16 protein-coding genes, 1 pseudogene and 1 riboswitch are annotated in these 15974 nt (G+C 42.5%); of the genes and pseudogenes, 3 read left to right on the top strand and 14 right to left on the bottom strand.

Going from position 1 to position 15974, the window contains the following annotated elements; genetic code table 11:
• Nucleotides 1-4 precede the first annotated feature (4 nt).
• Together AC1TO4_RS07240 and AC1TO4_RS07245 are read left to right on the top strand one after the other, a co-directional pair.
• Nucleotides 5-625 (top strand): SurA N-terminal domain-containing protein, encoded by a 621-nt coding sequence (locus AC1TO4_RS07240; RefSeq protein ID WP_482104752.1) that lies wholly within the window; start codon nucleotides 5-7, stop codon nucleotides 623-625.
• A 378-nt stretch (nucleotides 626-1003) separates the two neighbouring features.
• Nucleotides 1004-1546 (top strand): hypothetical protein, encoded by a 543-nt coding sequence (locus tag AC1TO4_RS07245; RefSeq protein ID WP_482104753.1) that lies wholly within the window; start codon nucleotides 1004-1006, stop codon nucleotides 1544-1546.
• Nucleotides 1547-1600: 54 nt separating this feature from the next.
• On the opposite strand, the gene AC1TO4_RS07250 is transcribed toward AC1TO4_RS07245, so the two are convergent.
• The 5 genes from AC1TO4_RS07250 to AC1TO4_RS07270 form a co-directional block, all read right to left on the bottom strand.
• The gene (locus AC1TO4_RS07250; RefSeq protein WP_482104754.1) at nucleotides 1601-2362 is read right to left on the bottom strand and encodes an HAAS domain-containing protein; all 762 of its coding nucleotides are present in this window, start codon (nucleotides 2360-2362) and stop codon (nucleotides 1601-1603) included.
• Nucleotides 2340-2690: a PadR family transcriptional regulator gene (locus AC1TO4_RS07255; RefSeq protein ID WP_482101643.1), complete on the bottom strand. Its 351-nt coding sequence runs from the start codon at nucleotides 2688-2690 to the stop codon at nucleotides 2340-2342. The genes AC1TO4_RS07250 and AC1TO4_RS07255 overlap by 23 nt, the downstream gene beginning before the upstream one ends.
• 228 nt (nucleotides 2691-2918) lie before the next feature.
• On the bottom strand, nucleotides 2919-4136 hold the full coding sequence (locus tag AC1TO4_RS07260) for an amidohydrolase (RefSeq protein WP_482104755.1): 1218 nt from the start codon (nucleotides 4134-4136) through the stop codon (nucleotides 2919-2921).
• Nucleotides 4137-4213: 77 nt separating this feature from the next.
• Nucleotides 4214-4945, bottom strand: a complete 732-nt coding sequence (locus AC1TO4_RS07265) for a small-conductance mechanosensitive channel (protein WP_482101645.1) — start codon at nucleotides 4943-4945, stop codon at nucleotides 4214-4216.
• A gap of 22 nt (nucleotides 4946-4967) precedes the next feature.
• Nucleotides 4968-5675: a DUF5058 family protein gene (locus AC1TO4_RS07270; RefSeq protein WP_482104756.1), complete on the bottom strand. Its 708-nt coding sequence runs from the start codon at nucleotides 5673-5675 to the stop codon at nucleotides 4968-4970.
• A 218-nt stretch (nucleotides 5676-5893) separates the two neighbouring features.
• Between AC1TO4_RS07270 and AC1TO4_RS07275 the strand changes: the two genes are divergently transcribed.
• Entirely contained in the window at nucleotides 5894-7705 is a 1812-nt protein-coding gene (locus AC1TO4_RS07275; RefSeq protein WP_482104757.1) for a helix-turn-helix domain-containing protein, read from the top strand.
• A 172-nt stretch (nucleotides 7706-7877) separates the two neighbouring features.
• On the opposite strand, the gene wrbA is transcribed toward AC1TO4_RS07275, so the two are convergent.
• From wrbA to AC1TO4_RS07320, 9 genes and pseudogenes are all read right to left on the bottom strand, one after another.
• Nucleotides 7878-8492: an NAD(P)H:quinone oxidoreductase gene (gene wrbA / locus AC1TO4_RS07280; protein WP_482104758.1), complete on the bottom strand. Its 615-nt coding sequence runs from the start codon at nucleotides 8490-8492 to the stop codon at nucleotides 7878-7880.
• A gap of 74 nt (nucleotides 8493-8566) precedes the next feature.
• Entirely contained in the window at nucleotides 8567-9184 is a 618-nt protein-coding gene (locus AC1TO4_RS07285; RefSeq protein ID WP_482104759.1) for an alpha/beta hydrolase, read from the bottom strand.
• Nucleotides 9185-9289: 105 nt separating this feature from the next.
• Entirely contained in the window at nucleotides 9290-10018 is a 729-nt protein-coding gene (locus tag AC1TO4_RS07290) for an amino acid ABC transporter ATP-binding protein (protein WP_482104760.1), read from the bottom strand.
• A pseudogene (locus tag AC1TO4_RS07295) lies at nucleotides 10015-10104 on the bottom strand (nickel transporter); the annotation flags it as partial. The gene AC1TO4_RS07290 and the pseudogene AC1TO4_RS07295, both read right to left, overlap by 4 nt.
• Nucleotides 10105-10159: 55 nt before the next feature.
• A complete protein-coding gene (locus AC1TO4_RS07300; protein WP_482104761.1) occupies nucleotides 10160-11608 on the bottom strand; it encodes an RNA-guided endonuclease InsQ/TnpB family protein in 1449 nt (482 codons plus the stop codon).
• A 230-nt stretch (nucleotides 11609-11838) separates the two neighbouring features.
• Entirely contained in the window at nucleotides 11839-13041 is a 1203-nt protein-coding gene (locus AC1TO4_RS07305; protein ID WP_482104762.1) for a DUF3238 domain-containing protein, read from the bottom strand.
• A gap of 54 nt (nucleotides 13042-13095) precedes the next feature.
• Entirely contained in the window at nucleotides 13096-13755 is a 660-nt protein-coding gene (gene thiE / locus AC1TO4_RS07310; protein WP_482104763.1) for a thiamine phosphate synthase, read from the bottom strand.
• Nucleotides 13748-14578, bottom strand: coding sequence for a bifunctional hydroxymethylpyrimidine kinase/phosphomethylpyrimidine kinase (gene thiD, locus AC1TO4_RS07315; RefSeq protein WP_482104764.1), 831 nt, complete (start codon nucleotides 14576-14578; stop codon nucleotides 13748-13750). Before thiD ends, thiE begins: the two co-directional genes overlap by 8 nt.
• A 79-nt stretch (nucleotides 14579-14657) precedes the next feature.
• Nucleotides 14658-14764, bottom strand: a riboswitch (TPP riboswitch).
• Between the two features lie 586 nt (nucleotides 14765-15350).
• Nucleotides 15351-15926, bottom strand: a complete 576-nt coding sequence (locus tag AC1TO4_RS07320) for a histidine phosphatase family protein (protein ID WP_482104765.1) — start codon at nucleotides 15924-15926, stop codon at nucleotides 15351-15353.
• Between the last annotated feature and the right edge of the window lie 48 nt (nucleotides 15927-15974).

Here is a 15974-nt window from a genome sequence, read left to right on the forward strand (position 1 = left end):
AATTTTGACTAAAAAAAGGAACTTATTCTTAATGGCAGTTGCCCTGCTCGCAATTATGCTTGTGGCAACGGGCTGTTCGCAAGAAGCTAAAGCAACAAAAGCCACAGATGAAACGGTAGCAACGGTCGGTGATGAAAAAATAACGAAAGATGAATTGTATGACGTACTCGTTCAATCTTCCGGAAAAGAAGCACTCGATTCTATGATTGACAAGAAAGTGATTGCACTTGAGCTGGAGAAGAAGAAAGTAAAAGTTACTGATAAAGAAGTAGATGCAGAACTTGCGAAATACATTGAAAGTGGCGGCGGGCAAGAGGCATTCACTGCCGCACTGAAGCAAATCGGCGTGACTGAAAAACAATTCAAAGAAGACATTACAGAATTTTTGTCCATCCAAAAAGTGCTAGAACCAGGTAAAGATATAACAGACGAGAAAATTAAGGCCTACTTCGAAGAGAATAAAGCGTCTTTCCAAGTAGAAGGCGAAGCTGAACCAGTCTTGGCTGATCACAAAGAGACAATAAAATTACTTTTATCCGACCAGGAATTACAAGCTAAGTATGTTGAGTGGTTGGATAAAGCAAGATCAGCGTACAAAATCGAAAATTCGTTATCAAAAGAATAAACAATACCCCGCCTGTTGATTAACTAAAATTTAACCAGTAAATAAATTAATCAAATACCGGGTACTACGAGTACAGTTATTTTTGGATCGCTTTGGATTGAACTAACTTCTATACCATTATCGAGATGTCTTAATAAATACGGAATGGTCACATCACCACGGTAACTTCGACATCGAAGAAGACGCACTCGCTACTAGCGCTGAACCGTACGCACAGTATGCCTAGGCTTACTCGAATAAATGATGGGAGAACGGCAAAGTCTAATCGGCTTTTCCGTTCTTTTTTGCATACCTGTAATAAAATAGCTTCAGTTAACCATAGAGTCAATGTGATATGATTAAACTAATTATTCCAACTAGATTAAAAGAGGTGTTGCTATGAACTTCATTGCCTGGACAATTGTGGCATGTGAAATTGGTTTTTGGGTCGTCATTGCTCTCGGACTCATCACGCGCTATATTTTCAAACGTGAAAAGCTAGGTTTTTTCTTGCTCGCCCTAACGCCTGTAATCGACTTGATTCTACTAATAGTCACGGCAACTGATCTTTATAATGGAGCAACTGCGACGCAAGTGCACGCCATAGCGGCCATATACCTCGGTTCATCCATTGCGTTCGGTAAAAGCATGATTCGCTGGGCTGATGAACGCTTTCGTTATTATGTTCAAAAAACAGGTGCAAAACCGCCGCGTAAAATCGGCTATGAACATGCTCGTCACTCGATGAAGGGTTCAATGCAGCATCTGCTTGCGTATATCATTGGCGGTGCTTTCCTGATTGCCATGATTTATTTTATCAGCGACCCGGCGAGAACCGAAATACTGTCCGCAACATTAAATACATGGGGGCTTGTACTAGGCATTGACTTTGTAATTTCTATTACGTATTTCATCTGGCCACGGAAAGCGGCAAACGCATGAAAAAAGCCAACCTGTAGTGAGGTCTGGCTTTTTTTGTATTAACTTTAATCTTCTTCACCCATTAGCAGATTCCTTCTGTTTAAGCTTCAGTGCATGTAACCCGATAAAGACCAGGATAAGGATCATCGAAATTAGGGATCCACCTCCAAGCTTCCACCCCTCACTTAAAGATGTAAAGTTGAGGACAAATTCCGGACCGAAAAGAAGTATCGGAATGATGATGACAATCCATGATTTCAGAAAGACCGCCCCGACAATAAAGACGAGTAGACACACTGCGACGAAAAACTTATTCATACCTATTGTAGCAATGTATAATGGTTCAAAAAGAATCGCACTTATCAATGCAACAGCGATGAATAGAGAATTTACAACGATTACTGCTACGAGCACGGGAACTATATTTCTCTTACCGTTCAGTTCTTTTTTCGCTACATTTCTGAACAGTACCCAGTAGACAATAAGTGAGAGGATAACAACAATCGGTATGCCAATCAACTGAATAATATCCAGCTCAAATCTGTTATTTAGTGCTGAGCCCATTACAGAATAGGCGATAATCAAAATAATTAAAATTGGAATGAACTTCAGCCAAGATGCATAATCATTCGTCATTTCTCTTTCAAGCGACTTCATATACACAGCCGGTGATCCAGCTGTAATGCTGTCCACATCCTTTCCGCGACGTTCGAGCTCAGCTAGATGATCTTCGAGTTCCCCTGCTACCTCTTCAATCTCAGCCTCATTTTTACCGGATGTTATTAAATATAATCGAACATTCTTTACAAACTCATCACTTCTCTTTGATAACTTCATGTTGCTCCCCCTCCTCCATTAATAAATTCACGCCCATTGAAAGCTCATGCCATCGTTCTTTGAAATCATCAATATCGGCGCTACCCGCTTCCGTTAGTGAGTAATATTTACGTTTAGGTCCGTTTGGAGAGGGACGCATAACTGTCGATACAAGCCCATCTTTCTGCATTCTCATAAGGACCGGATAAATACTCCCTTCACTCACCATCGTCAACCCATACTTCTGCAACTCTTCAATCATCTCGTATCCGTACGTCTCCCCTTTGCTTATAATTGCGAGAAGACAGCCCTCCAATATACCTTTTAACATTTGACTCGATGAAGCCATCTATCTCCTCTCCTTTTCACTACCTTGTATAACACCTTAGCATGCACATTTTTATATGTCCACTACTTTGTATAACACGTTAGTGTTTTTTTGGTATTCAAATGGAGAGGGCGCTTGCTTTTAAATTGAACGCACCAAAAAGCCGACCCATTAATGAACTGCCCCCCAATTGTTAGACATCATCTAACAATTGGAAGAGCAACTCATCGCAGGTCGGCTTTTATATGATTAATCGATATTGCAATAGCTGCAAACAACTTCGGCAACCGATTTCGCGGAAACAATAAGGGCATCTTCATCAATTTCAAACTTCGGATGATGATTCATGAATGCTCTATCTACCCCTTTTGGCTTACAACCGATATTAAAGAAAACGCCAGGTACTTTTTCCAAGTAATACGAAAAGTCTTCCGATCCCGAGAACACTGGGAACTCCACTACTTCCTTGATATCCGGGTCATTTGAATTCTCAAGAATAGAAACAACCTCCGCGGTTACCGTCGGATCATTGTAGAGTGCGGGATAATCAGCCGTATACGTCAAGTCACACTTCACGTCGAACTCCACCTCAATGCCGCTTACAATGCGATGAATTTCCCTGGAAATCAACTCCTGCGTTTCTCCGTTCATATAACGCACATCGCCTTCAAGTTCGATACTGTCCTTGATGACATTGAATGAACCTTTCCCGTCAAACGAACCGATTGTAACAACACCCATTTCAAATGGATTCAAACGCCTGCTGACAATGGTCTGGATAGCTGTTACGAAATGGGCACCCGCAACGATAGGATCATTCGCGTGATGCGGAGAAGAACCATGCCCCCCACTTCCTTGAATCACTAGCTTGAAATACGTTCTTCCCGCCATTGAATAGCCACTTCGATAACCGACCGTTCCCGATGAATGGGTTGGAAATAGGTGCGTACCGAAAACCAAATCCAAATCGTCAAGCACACCTGATTCGACGATACTCTTCGCTCCGCCCGGCGGTGTTTCTTCCGCATGTTGGTGAATAATTTTAATCGTACCGGCAATGGATGATTTCATTTGAATAAGGCAGTCTGCAAGAATTAACATATAGGCCGTATGTCCGTCGTGACCACACGCGTGCATGACACCCTCATTTTTCGATTTGAACGGCACGTCAGCCTCTTCATGAATGGGCAGTGCGTCAAAATCGGCACGGAGCCCGATTGTCTTACCAGGCTTGTCTCCTTTAATGGTTACGATAATCCCATATCCATTGCCAACATTCGTCTGAACCTCTACATTTTTTCCTTTATAAAAATCAGCGATATATTGCGCAGTTTTTTCTTCTTTGAAAGACAGTTCAGGATTCTCATGTAAATGGCGGCGAATCGCTACCATCTCGTCTTTACGACTATCAAGCAGATCCAATAATTGACGTTTTGTTTGAATTCCTTCTTGCACGCTTTGACTCATTTGTGTCATTCCTCCTTGTTTTTCAATAAAACCAATACATGCATTGTCTCATACCAATGTTAGTTGTTCATCCTCATTTATTTTACTGCTTTCTTACTTTTTAACTTTTCAAGTAGTATGCAACCGACAACTGTCCCCAAAATGCAAAGGAACGTTTTCAATGAAGCCGGCACCGGACCCAAATTAACCAGAAGTCCAAAAGCCAACCCAACGATGCCCCATAGCGGTTTCTTAATGGCAAATTGAGCAATAACTCCACCGAATATGGCCGGCAAGACAAACTGGAAACTGGCGGTTAATGATTCCGGTAACAATGCAATTAGATATGAACCGAATAGGATGGCGAACACGAGAACAACCGTATTAACGATAGAAGCAGCCGCTATAGCGAGCGTCGCTGTCACTTCCCCTTTTTTCGTGCCAGGTTCCGCACCGACTACACTTTGAGCGATCGACGCGCTCGGCAAGCACATATTCCCTATGTTACCTGTCAGAAATGCGAGATAGGTGCCTGAAACGCCTAAAACCGGATAATAACTAATGGGTTCAACAAACCACAAAACCGCAACAATGGATGCATAGGCAAGGAACCCTGACAAAATCGGGGACCATCCCGGATGAAAATTAAGACCGAATGATAGATATAAAGGCAAAGCGAGCGTTAATGCAATAACGCTCCAAATCGTCAAACGTCCCCAAAAATGCGACTTAGCATGAAATGTTGCAAAATCGATTGCCCCACCTGTTTTATTCGTCTGTATAGCCTCTTGTAACATCACTTCCGTTTTTGCTTCGTTCACAATTGCCATGCTCGTTCTCCCGCCTTCCTCGTTACATTAATAAAAGCCCCACCGATATACCGACGACAATAACTAATCCGAGTGACCATTCTCTTAACCAGCTCAATTTAAACCTATTAGAAGCCCATATGATAATCGGCATGATAAGAAACGCAATGAGAAATACCACTGTCTCATTAAGTCCTTTCACCATTTGACCTGCCCCAAAATAACCGAAAGCCCCAATCATCGCCGCAGTCGAAACAATACTTAACATTTGAATGTTTTTTCCATTTCCAGCGATTTTCTCTTGAAATTTTCCCAGTGATTTCGTGAATAGTGCTGCAACTAATAGCCAGCCCATACCACCGAGGCACATGACCCAGACTGCGGTTGTAAACGCTTTTTCAGTAAAAGTCGACGAACCCAGTTCCGAACCGGCAGCCTGCGCTCCCAGGCTCGCTCCGACCGTTTCAATCGGTGCCGACCCGACGATTCCAATTCGCATGAGCGTCACCGGATTTCCAAGAAAGGTAATCAAGGAAATTGCTACAATAACTATTGCAAAGGACGGTCCCAACGAACTAATTGCTCCCGTCCGCACTACTGATTTCACCTCTTGGTTTGTCAACCCAACAGCAGGCGCTGTTTTTGAAGCGAGCCTGATAAAGACAATTGCTTGAAAGATAACAATCCCAATAACGAGCGATGCAATCAGCCAAATCGGGAAACTGTTTGCCATTTTCATTACTTGTTCCATCTGTTTTCCTCCTCATTTTTTCTAGTCACTACCCCAGGTTTTCAAAGCAATATAAAAGATACCTTTATAAAGCGCTTTCATTTTTTAGAATCTTTAATCTTTTAATTTTATGTTCCCTACTATACACTGAGAGTAGATTGATAACAATAGAGGTTTATACATAATTTTATTTATATTAATGGATATATCTACACTTTGATGATTTGGGGGAGTCTCATATGACTAAAAGCAACATGGATAATCCTATATTACATGGGAAGCTTGGGGACGTTGAACTTACAATTTTGGTCGATAGCATCCGTTCTATTACTTCAAGCTTAGACCTTGATGAAGTTTTGCAAAAAATTATGCGGAATGCGCTTAAGGTGATTCCAGCTACAGGTGCGGGTTATTTAATGCTGTATGACGAAGAATCAGAGCGGTTAATCCCAAAAGCGCTAATTGGATTTAGCGATAATATTTACAATTTCAAAGTAAAAATTGGAGAATCCATTACAGGGAAAGTATTTGAGGATGGAATAGGTCGGATATTCAATTCTAAGGAAGAAATATTCGAGGCAATGAATCATCATGGTGTTTCCCAAAAAAACTATGATCATATCACATCATCTGCAAGCTTTCCTGAAGCCCTTATTTGCGTTCCCATTTCTATCGAAAATAAAAGGATTGGAATCATGATTACCCACCAACGGCATCTAAAAAAAGTGTTGGATGAACATGACCTTCTTTTATTGCAAGTGTTTGCCGAACAAGCTGCTATCGCTATTCAAAATGCACAGTATTTTTCAGAAGCGACTCAGCAGATTGATACAATTACACATCTGAGTGCACAGCTTGAGGAGCATAACAACCAACTTCAAAAAAGACACGAAGTACATGAGGCGTTAACGATTATTTCATTAGAGAATAATGGCCTGGAGGCAATCATACACAAATTCAACCAATTGATTGATTCACCCGTCAACTTTTTCAACGTTATCGAAGACAAATTCTATTTGTTCAATCCTAATGAAACACCCAATTACGATCCTTTCGAACTTAAAAAGATCTTTTCAAACAGAAGGAAACCAATTCACTTAAAGGAGGATTCCCCTTTTGCAACAACCCATTATTTGCACCCTATTCATAATGGCTCCATCTTTCTTGGTTGTTTCATAATTGACGTTGACGAGAATATATCCGAACCGGATCGGATTGTGCTCGAACAGGGAAGTTCCATTTTAGCTTTAGAGTTAATCAAAAATCAAACTGCCACTGAATACTTTTATAAAAAGACACACGAACAATTCCTGGCACTGCTTAACGCTCAAAACGCTGAACACCTTGACGCGCTCGCACAGAACTTCAACCTAAACGCTACTTCCCATTGGTTCATGACAATTTTTGAAATACCAAATTACTCGGATTTACAGCTACTAGAAATCAAGATCCACCACTTAATTCTAAAATTAAAGAGCGAATTGCCCATGACAGGAACAATGATTTACGGATTACAAAATCGAGTCATCTTCTTTGCTTCCTTAACCAATCCGGATTATTTCTCTAATTTCCACCAGAAATTCCAAGCTATCAAACAAGAGTGGGACACAAGGGGTAAACCTTCCTTCCGTGCAGGCACCAGTGCAATTTATAATGGCTTGCACGCCACAAAAAAAATGTACGAAGAAGCCAATAAAACACTGTTCTACCTGGCCTCACGTAACCACCTGGATATAATTCGTTATGAAGACATCGGATTGAACAAGCTTTTTTTAAACCAATCGCCTGAGGAAATCCGACAATTTGTCAATGAAGTCTTTCTTCCCCTAACGAACGCTAACGAACACAAAACTGAGTTGGAGGAAACCTTACTTTCCTATTTCGAATCAAACCGGTCTGCTACAAAAACGGCCGAGAAACTACATATTCACATCAACACACTGTACCAACGCATACGAAAAATCGAACATTTACTGCAACTGGACTTAAACAACAATGAGGACTCTTTGAAGATTCACCTAGCCTGTCATTTGCGAACGACTTACTTATGAATTTAACATTAGGATACGAGAATATACCGACCGGATATTTGGCTTCTTGATATTTGGTCGGTCACCCCTCCAGATGAAAACAAAAAAATTTCAAACACAAAAAAGCCGACCTATTAATGAACTACACCGCCTAATATTTGGAGTGTAGTTCATCGAAGGTCGGCTTTTTGTATTATGCGTTCATGCTTTTCATTGCTTCTCCAACTTGCACCGTTCGTCTCGCTTGATGAGCAACTGCCGCTTTGATCGCCGCTTCGCCATCCACCATTTTTCCGTCTTGGTCGACGGTTACGCTTGTTCCATATGGGTTTCCGCCAGCTCCGTAGGCAACTGCATCCGTGTAACCAGGCGCCGCAACAATTGCTCCCCAGTGGTACATCGTCGTGTATAGTGACAGAATTGTCGCCTCCTGACCACCGTGCGGGTTTTGTGCAGAAGACATTGCGCTTACCGCTTTATTGGCAAGCTTGCCTTGTGCCCACAAACCGCCTGTTGTATCGAAGAAATTCTTCATTTGACCCGGCATGTTACCGAAACGTGTCGGTACGCTAAAAATAATTGCATCCGCCCAGGCAAGGTCTTCTGGCGTAGCAACTGGAACATCTTTTGTCGCTTCAACATGCGCTTTCCACCCAGGATTTGAATCGATTACGGCTTGTGGCGCTGTCTCCGGAGCTTTTATCACTTTCACTTCAGATCCTGCTTCTTTTGCTGCTTCTGCTGCCCATTGCGCCAATTGGTAGTTCGTACCACCCATGCTATAATATACGATTGCCGTTTTCGTCATAGTTACCGTCTCCTCTGTCGTTGTTGTAATTGGCTTTTTCGAATAACCTGTCTAAAAAACCCATTTCAAAAGCCTCATTTCATTTGCATAAAAGCTCTTTTATACCATTCCACCGCTGCATCCACTTCTGTGTGCGTCAGCGAATGGTCGTTCATCTCCCAATGGACTTCCGTCGCTGCACCCGCTCCCGCCAACAGTTCATCCAGTTCTTCTGATTCCTTTGCAGGACAAATCGGATCGTTTTTTCCAGCGGTGATGAATACCGGAATGCCAGTTAAGTCAGGCAAATTAATGCCCCGTCTCGGAACCATCGGGTGGTGAAGAATTGCACCTCTCAAAGAATCGGCATAATGGAACAGCAGGCTTGCTGCGATGTTTGCTCCATTCGAATAACCAACCGCGATGACATTTAACCTATCAAAACCATTTTCCTTTGCAGCTTTGTCAATAAAATCATGCAATTCATTCGTACGGTAGATTAAATCTTGCTCATCAAATACACCTTCTGCTAACCTACGGAAGAAACGGGGCATGCCGTTTTCAAGGACATTCCCTCGAACGCCAAGTACCCCTGCATTCGGGTCGATCGACTCTGCAAGTCCGAGTAAATTCTGTTCCGTACCTCCCGTGCCGTGCAACAAAAGCAGGACTGGTTTAGATGAATCTTCCCCAGGTTTATAGATATGCTTCAAAATCCACCACTCCTTCCACCATGTACACCGCTGATTTTCAAGAATAAAAAAACAGGAAAGCCTATTAAGCTTTCCCGTCCACTTGTTTTCTATTCAGCTGAATTCTTACAGTACCTTACTCAAAAATGCTTGCGTCCTTACTTCTTGAGGGTTTCCGAAAATTTCTTCAGGTATATTTTCTTCTACGATATAACCGCCGTCCATGAAAATGACACGATCTCCTACTTCACGCGCAAAGCCCATCTCATGCGTTACAACAATCATCGTCATACCTTCCAAAGCAAGTTGTCTCATAACTGCGAGTACGTCGCCAACCACTTCAGGATCGAGCGCAGACGTTGGTTCATCGAACAGCATGATTTTGGGATCCATTGCAAGCGCCCTAGCAATTGCCACACGTTGCTTTTGACCACCTGAAAGCTCGCCTGGATACGTCTGCGCCTTATCGGACAGACCAACTTTCGCCAATAACTCTAATGCTTTCTTTTCAATCGATTTCTTATCACCTTTACCCAGTTTCATGGGGGCAAGCATGATATTTTGAAGCGTTGTCATATGAGGGAACAAGTTAAATTGCTGGAATACCATACCGACGTTTTCACGAATTTTATTGATATCTTGCTTCGAATCTGTGATATCTAATCCATCAATGACAACACGACCCGCAGTGATGTCTTCCAGACGATTCAAACAGCGTAAAAATGTACTTTTTCCGGAACCAGAAGGACCGATAACACAGACCACTTCACGTTCCTTTATCTCAACATTGATATCTTTCAGTACTTCAAGGTCACCGAATGATTTCTTTAAGTTTGTTACTTGGATAATAGTCATCTAAGTACAAACCTCCTTTCGAAGAAGCTGGCAAGCAGCGACAACAGATAGATGATGATGAAGTATATGATACCAACTGTCAGCCAGATTTCAAAGTGCATGAACCTCCCACGACTGAAGTCACGGGTTTCAGGGTTGGTGCTATCGCACATTGACCACTTGAGGCTGGGAACACACAGCCGCTATACCGTTGGCGAATGCTTTCGGCACTACTTTTCTTAAGATGTTCGCTGCACCATTCACATCTGCATTTATTAATGTTTCACTTTTCGTACGGTAAATACCGCGTTTTAATCGTTTTCCACTGAAAATGTGATATGTATTATTCCCTGATTTGTAGGTCGGAATAATGTCTTCATCTACAAAACTTGCCTGTGATGTGTAGCTTTCTTCAGTTACAATTACTGAAATACCCTCGGCATTCGCTTTGTAAATAATTAATTCTATTAGCAATGAGTGTGGCACTTGGACAAAGTTTTGATTATTTCTTTTCCCTATTTCTATTTTTTGTTTCCAACCCACATTCTTGCCAATAACAATTGCATCAATGTTTCTTTCCACGGCTATTTTCACGATTTTGAAACTAACTTTATGGAAAAAGTCTTTGATTTGTCTGTGTCTTGCGGAATCTAATTTCACTAATTTTTTGGAATGGAAGTTTCCTTCTTTTGGTTTTTGTCCGTTACGAAGAGCAGCGTAGTAATAAGCACGCATTTTGTTGTACCACTGATTGATGGATTTTACTTTACCGCCTTTAAAAAGGACTGGGACGTGCTCTGAATTAAACACTAGCGCTGCAATGTTATCAAGACCTAAGTCGATACTCATGCATCGTTCCATTTTGGCGGATAATTGTTTTTTCGTCTCGATTAAAAACACTAATTCAACAGTAAAACAATGGTGCTTGGGTATGATTCTCACTTGTTGAAACTTACCGTTGAAATTTGCTAACTTACCGATATTTATTTTTCTTTTGGTTTTTGGAAAGCTCAGGAATTTACCGTCTTTAATTTTGCAAATCTGATTCGAAAGAGTTGATTCTTTCCTGCTTCCTTTAGGTAGGTAACCAGGAATAGAAGGTCTTCCTGTATATTTTCCTGGATTCTTTTTGAAGTCTTTCAAACTTACGAAAAAACTAGCCCAATTTTGTACAACATTTCTAAGAACTTGTTGATTTATCTGACCTGGCAATGAATAATAGTCTTTTTGTTTAATTGTTTTAAATAGACAATCAAGAAAATTGTAACCTAAGAAGGATTTTTCTTTTGAAGGTAACTCAAATAGATTTACCTTTATCTCTTTTTGTTCGTCTCTTGGTTTCATTTGTTCTTTTTCTACTTTTTTTAGATAAGCTTTTTGTTGATTGGCATTCATTTTATTGATGTTATCAAGAATTATTTTTATTACTTCTTGTTGTAAAGGTTGCAATACACCTTCATTCTTTAAAGTTGTATAAACTTGCCTGATAAAGAAGTTTGTCGTGTTATATAGGTTATTACTATTTACACAAAGTTCATCGAAATAAGAATACATTTTATGGCCATTTTTAATATTGATTTGATAAGTTCGATATTCTTTATTCGGCTCCATAGTTCGTCACCTGCCCTTCTTAAGAATATTCTACCAAATAGAACACGCATTCGTCTAGTGATGTCACTTTAGAACAAAAAAGAAAGCCAATTCATCCCACGACTGAAGTCACGGGTGTTCTTGGCTTAATCATAAACGTAGCACTTGCTTGTACCTTCCCTTTCTGTACAAAATTAAAAATAAACACTGAACTCTTCCTGTCTTCACAAGTGAAAAGAGTTCAGTGTTTACTATTCAAAATTAGATATTCGCCAGTATTGCCATGCTGTTACACCCGACATCCAAGCAAGACCTTTACTCTCAGCCTGATGAATCGGTTCCCACGTTTCTCCTTCACCGCGAATCATATAGATTTCATGATTGGGTGCCTGATCGTGATAGCCACACAAGTCATACATACCATCCCGCCGCATAACGGCACGTACTTCATAATCGATATCAGGAGCTGTCGTTAAAGGATTGCCTACAGCATGGGTAAGATGGAATCCGGACTCGCCTTTCTTGTGGTCTGTACGCTCCAATGAAATCCCTTCGCTTGACGCTGTTTCCTGTTCTCGAAAGCGCTTCAAAACAGAATAAGCAACCGAAGGACCCACATCCCTCGTGAACGTTAGCGGAGAGTCCTTGAGATTGTACTCGAGGTCGATGTCCACACGGGTACGATAGCTTTCCCCATTTGGGTCAAACCCTCTGTCATCCCCCTTGAAATACCTATTCCGTGATAACAGGTTTGGATTCATCACCCATTCGTCTTCCAGAAAAGTCGTATATCTAAAATGCCACTTATCCGCGTTTGGTAACTGCACTCGATCTTGGACGGGGAGTAGCAGCTTGTTCGCCTCGCCTATTACTTTTACTACCGAAAACCTTTCAACCGCCGCTTCTTCCTTCGACGACTTCGGATTCACTAACCCGAAAGTAGAGGAAACAACGGACTGAAAGACATTAAACCGTTCTTCCGATTTCACGAGTGGTCGCTTGGACTCGATGGAATATACATAAACTTCATCCAACGAAAAGTCCCGTTCGATGTAGCGATTTCCATTTACCGTCGCCATGTATGTTCCATTTCGGTAAACGTCATATTCGTCTACATCTTTAATTCTTTCCCAAGACAGCGCAATTTGTGTTTTTGCAACGATGGTTGTCATAATAAGGAATTGGAGTGGATTTTCTAGTTCCTTCTCTTCAGCAAAAGCAGGCGTTTGCAATACAATAACGTCGACAACATTTCCATCTTCGACACGTTCAATGGAATAATTATATAGTTTGCCATGTTTGAAATCACCGTCGCTGAATTCAGGCACGGTTCCTTCATATAAATGGCATCCGTCTTTATAGACATTATAGGTCCCACCTACATCATTCCATGTGAAATAAATCAAATCTGGCTTATGCAACACGGATTGTATCTCAAATGCTTTCTTTTTCATAAACACGCCTCCGTCCTATTCAGAAGTGTGGTGTATTTTACGCCTAGTTAAACATCACATTTCGATGCCAGTTAATGAAAGAAGCACTGCCCCTTTCATTCGACTTGCCGCTTCCGCAGGATTTTCTTCTCCCGAAATTGCAGAAATCACCGCTACACCGGACGCTCCTGCCTTAATAACTGCACCCGCCTTACGTTCTGTAATACCGCCAATACCAACGATAGGTAACCCGGGCAAAAGAGCTGCTACTTCACTTACCATTTCAACCCCAATGGTAGGTTGCGCATCACTTTTCGACGTCGTTTCATAAACAGGACCAAGGCCAATGTAATTTGCCCCCGCATCAGATGCGGCTAGCGCCTCCTCCACATTATGGGTAGAAACACCGATGAGCATGCCTTCGCCGACCCTCTTGCGCACCGCAATAATATCTCCGTCTTCCTGTCCAAGATGGACACCATCCGCCTCTATCTCAATTGCCAGATCCAAATCATCATTGACGATGAACGGCACATTATATTGTCCGCACAATTGCTTACACGAGATAGCAAAAGACTTCAGTTTTTCACCCCGTAAAGCACCATGCCCCTTTTCACGTAACTGAAAACATGTGATACCACCTTTTAGCGCCTCTTCCAATACGAACAGTGGGTCGAGTCCTGCCAAATTCATAGTTCCCATGATGAAATAGAGATTTACAGTCCGCTTATCCATTCACTACAACCCCTTCAAGTACCTTTTTTTCACGTCGCCCATACGCCCAGTGATTCGTAGGGCCGTGACCTCCACCAATTCCTAGTCCATCTTCAATAGCCGCGTGGATGAAACATTTTGCAGAAACCACCGCCTTCGCAGCGGGTTCCCCATTTGCGAGAAAAGCTGTCAGTGCGGCAGAATAGGTGCACCCCGTTCCGTGCGTATCTTTCGTATCTACCCAAGGCGAGCGAACTGAAAATCGTTCTCCATCCGCTCCCATAAACAAATCTTCAGCGAATAACGCTTCTTGACGGTGCCCCCCTTTAATGAGGACTGCACGAGCACCCAAAGCCAATATACGTTTCGCCGCTTCATCCATATCCGCATCAGACTTTATCTCCATTCCCGCAATTACTTCCGCTTCCGGGATATTTGGCGTTACAATGGCCGCAAGCGGTACCAGAACGGTTTTTAACGCAATAACCGCTTCATCTTTTAATAATGAAGCACCGCCTTTTGCAATCATCACTGGGTCGATAACCAGCGGAATTCTATTCAAACGAAGAGCATCTGCCACTGTATGAATTATTTCTGAAGAAAATAACATTCCCGTCTTAATGGCTGTGACTTCGAAGTCTTCCATTACCGCCTTTATTTGCGCTTCAATGATGTTCAATTCAATTGGTTGAATCGCCGAAACGCCAAAAGTGTTTTGCGCGGTAACTGCTGTCAGTGCTGACGTACCGAAAACACCCAATTCCTGAAACGTCTTCAAGTCCGCTTGAATACCCGCACCGCCACCACTATCCGATCCCGCAATTGTCAATGCCACTTGTACCATTCAATTCGCCATCCTTTTATATATATTAAAAAGCCGCTTTCCGATGACGTTAGGAAGCGGCTGGCCATTTAAATGGTGCTAAAAGGCGTACCCACTTTCCTACGCCGGTATAATCCGGATCAGGTTCCAAGGGTCCGCGCATCCATGCACGTCTCAGCCTTAAAAAAGGCTCCCCCAGTGGTTGTTGAACTATTTAGCTTTGTATTTAGTGTACCATACCTGACCTAAGAAGACTGATAAGTATATTATTTCGGAGCGTGTTTACTTCTTTAATAGACCAGGAGGCGTATAATTAAAAATACAATATCGAAAGAAGGCGCATTTGTATGCATAAAGCAGACAGCAGACCGAATAATCCCGACCGATCCATGTGGTTCAGTTTTTTGGGGGCACTCGTTATTATCGCACTAGTCATTGTTACTAGTCTTACAGTGGGTTAACATAACAAACTACCAAACAGGCCAAGACTCCATCGGCCTGTTTTTTTCATTGCTGGACAGGACATAATGCACCGCTTCTCAGGCTTGTCGTGTGCTTGTCGCGTCTTGCAGGCGACCTCCGCTTTTGTTTCATCCAGTCTCCGGTCGCCAGACGCTCGAGGTCACATGTCAAGCCCACTGTGCGGCATAGTGCGCCGCTTCGCAGTCTTGTCATGTGCTTGTCGCGTCTTGCAGGCGACCTCCGCTTTTGTTACTCCAGTCTCCGGTCGCCAGACGCTCGAGGTCACATGTCAAGCCCGCTGTGCGGCATAGTGCGCCGCTTCGCAGTCTTGTCATGTGCTCGTCGCGTCTTGCAGGCGACCTCCGCTTTTGTTACTCCAAAGTCGTTCCAAGGTTGTGGCTTCGTCATTAATGTGAACGACGTAGACATCTGGATTGGTTAGTGCTTGCCACTTTTCAAAACCAAAGTGTTCATCATGGCATCTTAACAACAATGCCATCAAATTCCCGTGCGTTACGAGCACCGTTTTTGAATCCTCACCTAGTTCATCAATTACATCGCATATCCGCGACATGGCCTCTCTTGAAGATTCCCCATTATCATATTTTAGATGAAGGTCCAAAAAGGTATCCTCGAGTTTTATCAACCAATCCCTAAACGCAGTCGAACTCAACACCCTCTCCTTCAGTCTGCTATCCACCTCTACGTACAAACCTTTCTTTTCCATTAGAGGCTTGGCTGTTTCACGCGCACGCTTAAATGGGCTCGTAATAATCCGATCCACTTCAATTTCATCGAAGAAATCCGCAAGCTGCCCCGCCTGTAATATGCCTTCTGCAGTCAAATCCGCCTCCGGTTCCTGCCCTTCGGCCGAGCAATGGCGCACAACATATATCGTTTTCCCCATTACTGATTCCTCCTTACATACTAATCTATTTTCCCTCGTAGTCTGAAA

The sequence above is a fragment of the Sporosarcina sp. Y838 genome (assembly GCF_056786515.1).

What these genes read in the sequence shown, in the direction of transcription:
- AC1TO4_RS07245 (WP_482104753.1), top strand. Translation starts at nt 1,004, where the DNA reads ATGAACTTCATTGCCTGGACAATTGTGGCATGTGAAATTGGTTTTTGG.
- AC1TO4_RS07250 (WP_482104754.1), bottom strand. Translation starts at nt 2,362, where the DNA reads ATGAAGTTATCAAAGAGAAGTGATGAGTTTGTAAAGAATGTTCGATTA.
- AC1TO4_RS07255 (WP_482101643.1), bottom strand. Translation starts at nt 2,690, where the DNA reads ATGGCTTCATCGAGTCAAATGTTAAAAGGTATATTGGAGGGCTGTCTT.
- AC1TO4_RS07260 (WP_482104755.1), bottom strand. Translation starts at nt 4,136, where the DNA reads ATGAGTCAAAGCGTGCAAGAAGGAATTCAAACAAAACGTCAATTATTG.
- AC1TO4_RS07265 (WP_482101645.1), bottom strand. Translation starts at nt 4,945, where the DNA reads ATGGCAATTGTGAACGAAGCAAAAACGGAAGTGATGTTACAAGAGGCT.
- AC1TO4_RS07270 (WP_482104756.1), bottom strand. Translation starts at nt 5,675, where the DNA reads ATGGAACAAGTAATGAAAATGGCAAACAGTTTCCCGATTTGGCTGATT.
- AC1TO4_RS07275 (WP_482104757.1), top strand. Translation starts at nt 5,894, where the DNA reads ATGACTAAAAGCAACATGGATAATCCTATATTACATGGGAAGCTTGGG.
- wrbA (WP_482104758.1), bottom strand. Translation starts at nt 8,492, where the DNA reads ATGACGAAAACGGCAATCGTATATTATAGCATGGGTGGTACGAACTAC.
- AC1TO4_RS07290 (WP_482104760.1), bottom strand. Translation starts at nt 10,018, where the DNA reads ATGACTATTATCCAAGTAACAAACTTAAAGAAATCATTCGGTGACCTT.
- AC1TO4_RS07300 (WP_482104761.1), bottom strand. Translation starts at nt 11,608, where the DNA reads ATGGAGCCGAATAAAGAATATCGAACTTATCAAATCAATATTAAAAAT.
- AC1TO4_RS07305 (WP_482104762.1), bottom strand. Translation starts at nt 13,041, where the DNA reads ATGAAAAAGAAAGCATTTGAGATACAATCCGTGTTGCATAAGCCAGAT.
- thiE (WP_482104763.1), bottom strand. Translation starts at nt 13,755, where the DNA reads ATGGATAAGCGGACTGTAAATCTCTATTTCATCATGGGAACTATGAAT.
- thiD (WP_482104764.1), bottom strand. Translation starts at nt 14,578, where the DNA reads ATGGTACAAGTGGCATTGACAATTGCGGGATCGGATAGTGGTGGCGGT.
- AC1TO4_RS07320 (WP_482104765.1), bottom strand. Translation starts at nt 15,926, where the DNA reads ATGGGGAAAACGATATATGTTGTGCGCCATTGCTCGGCCGAAGGGCAG.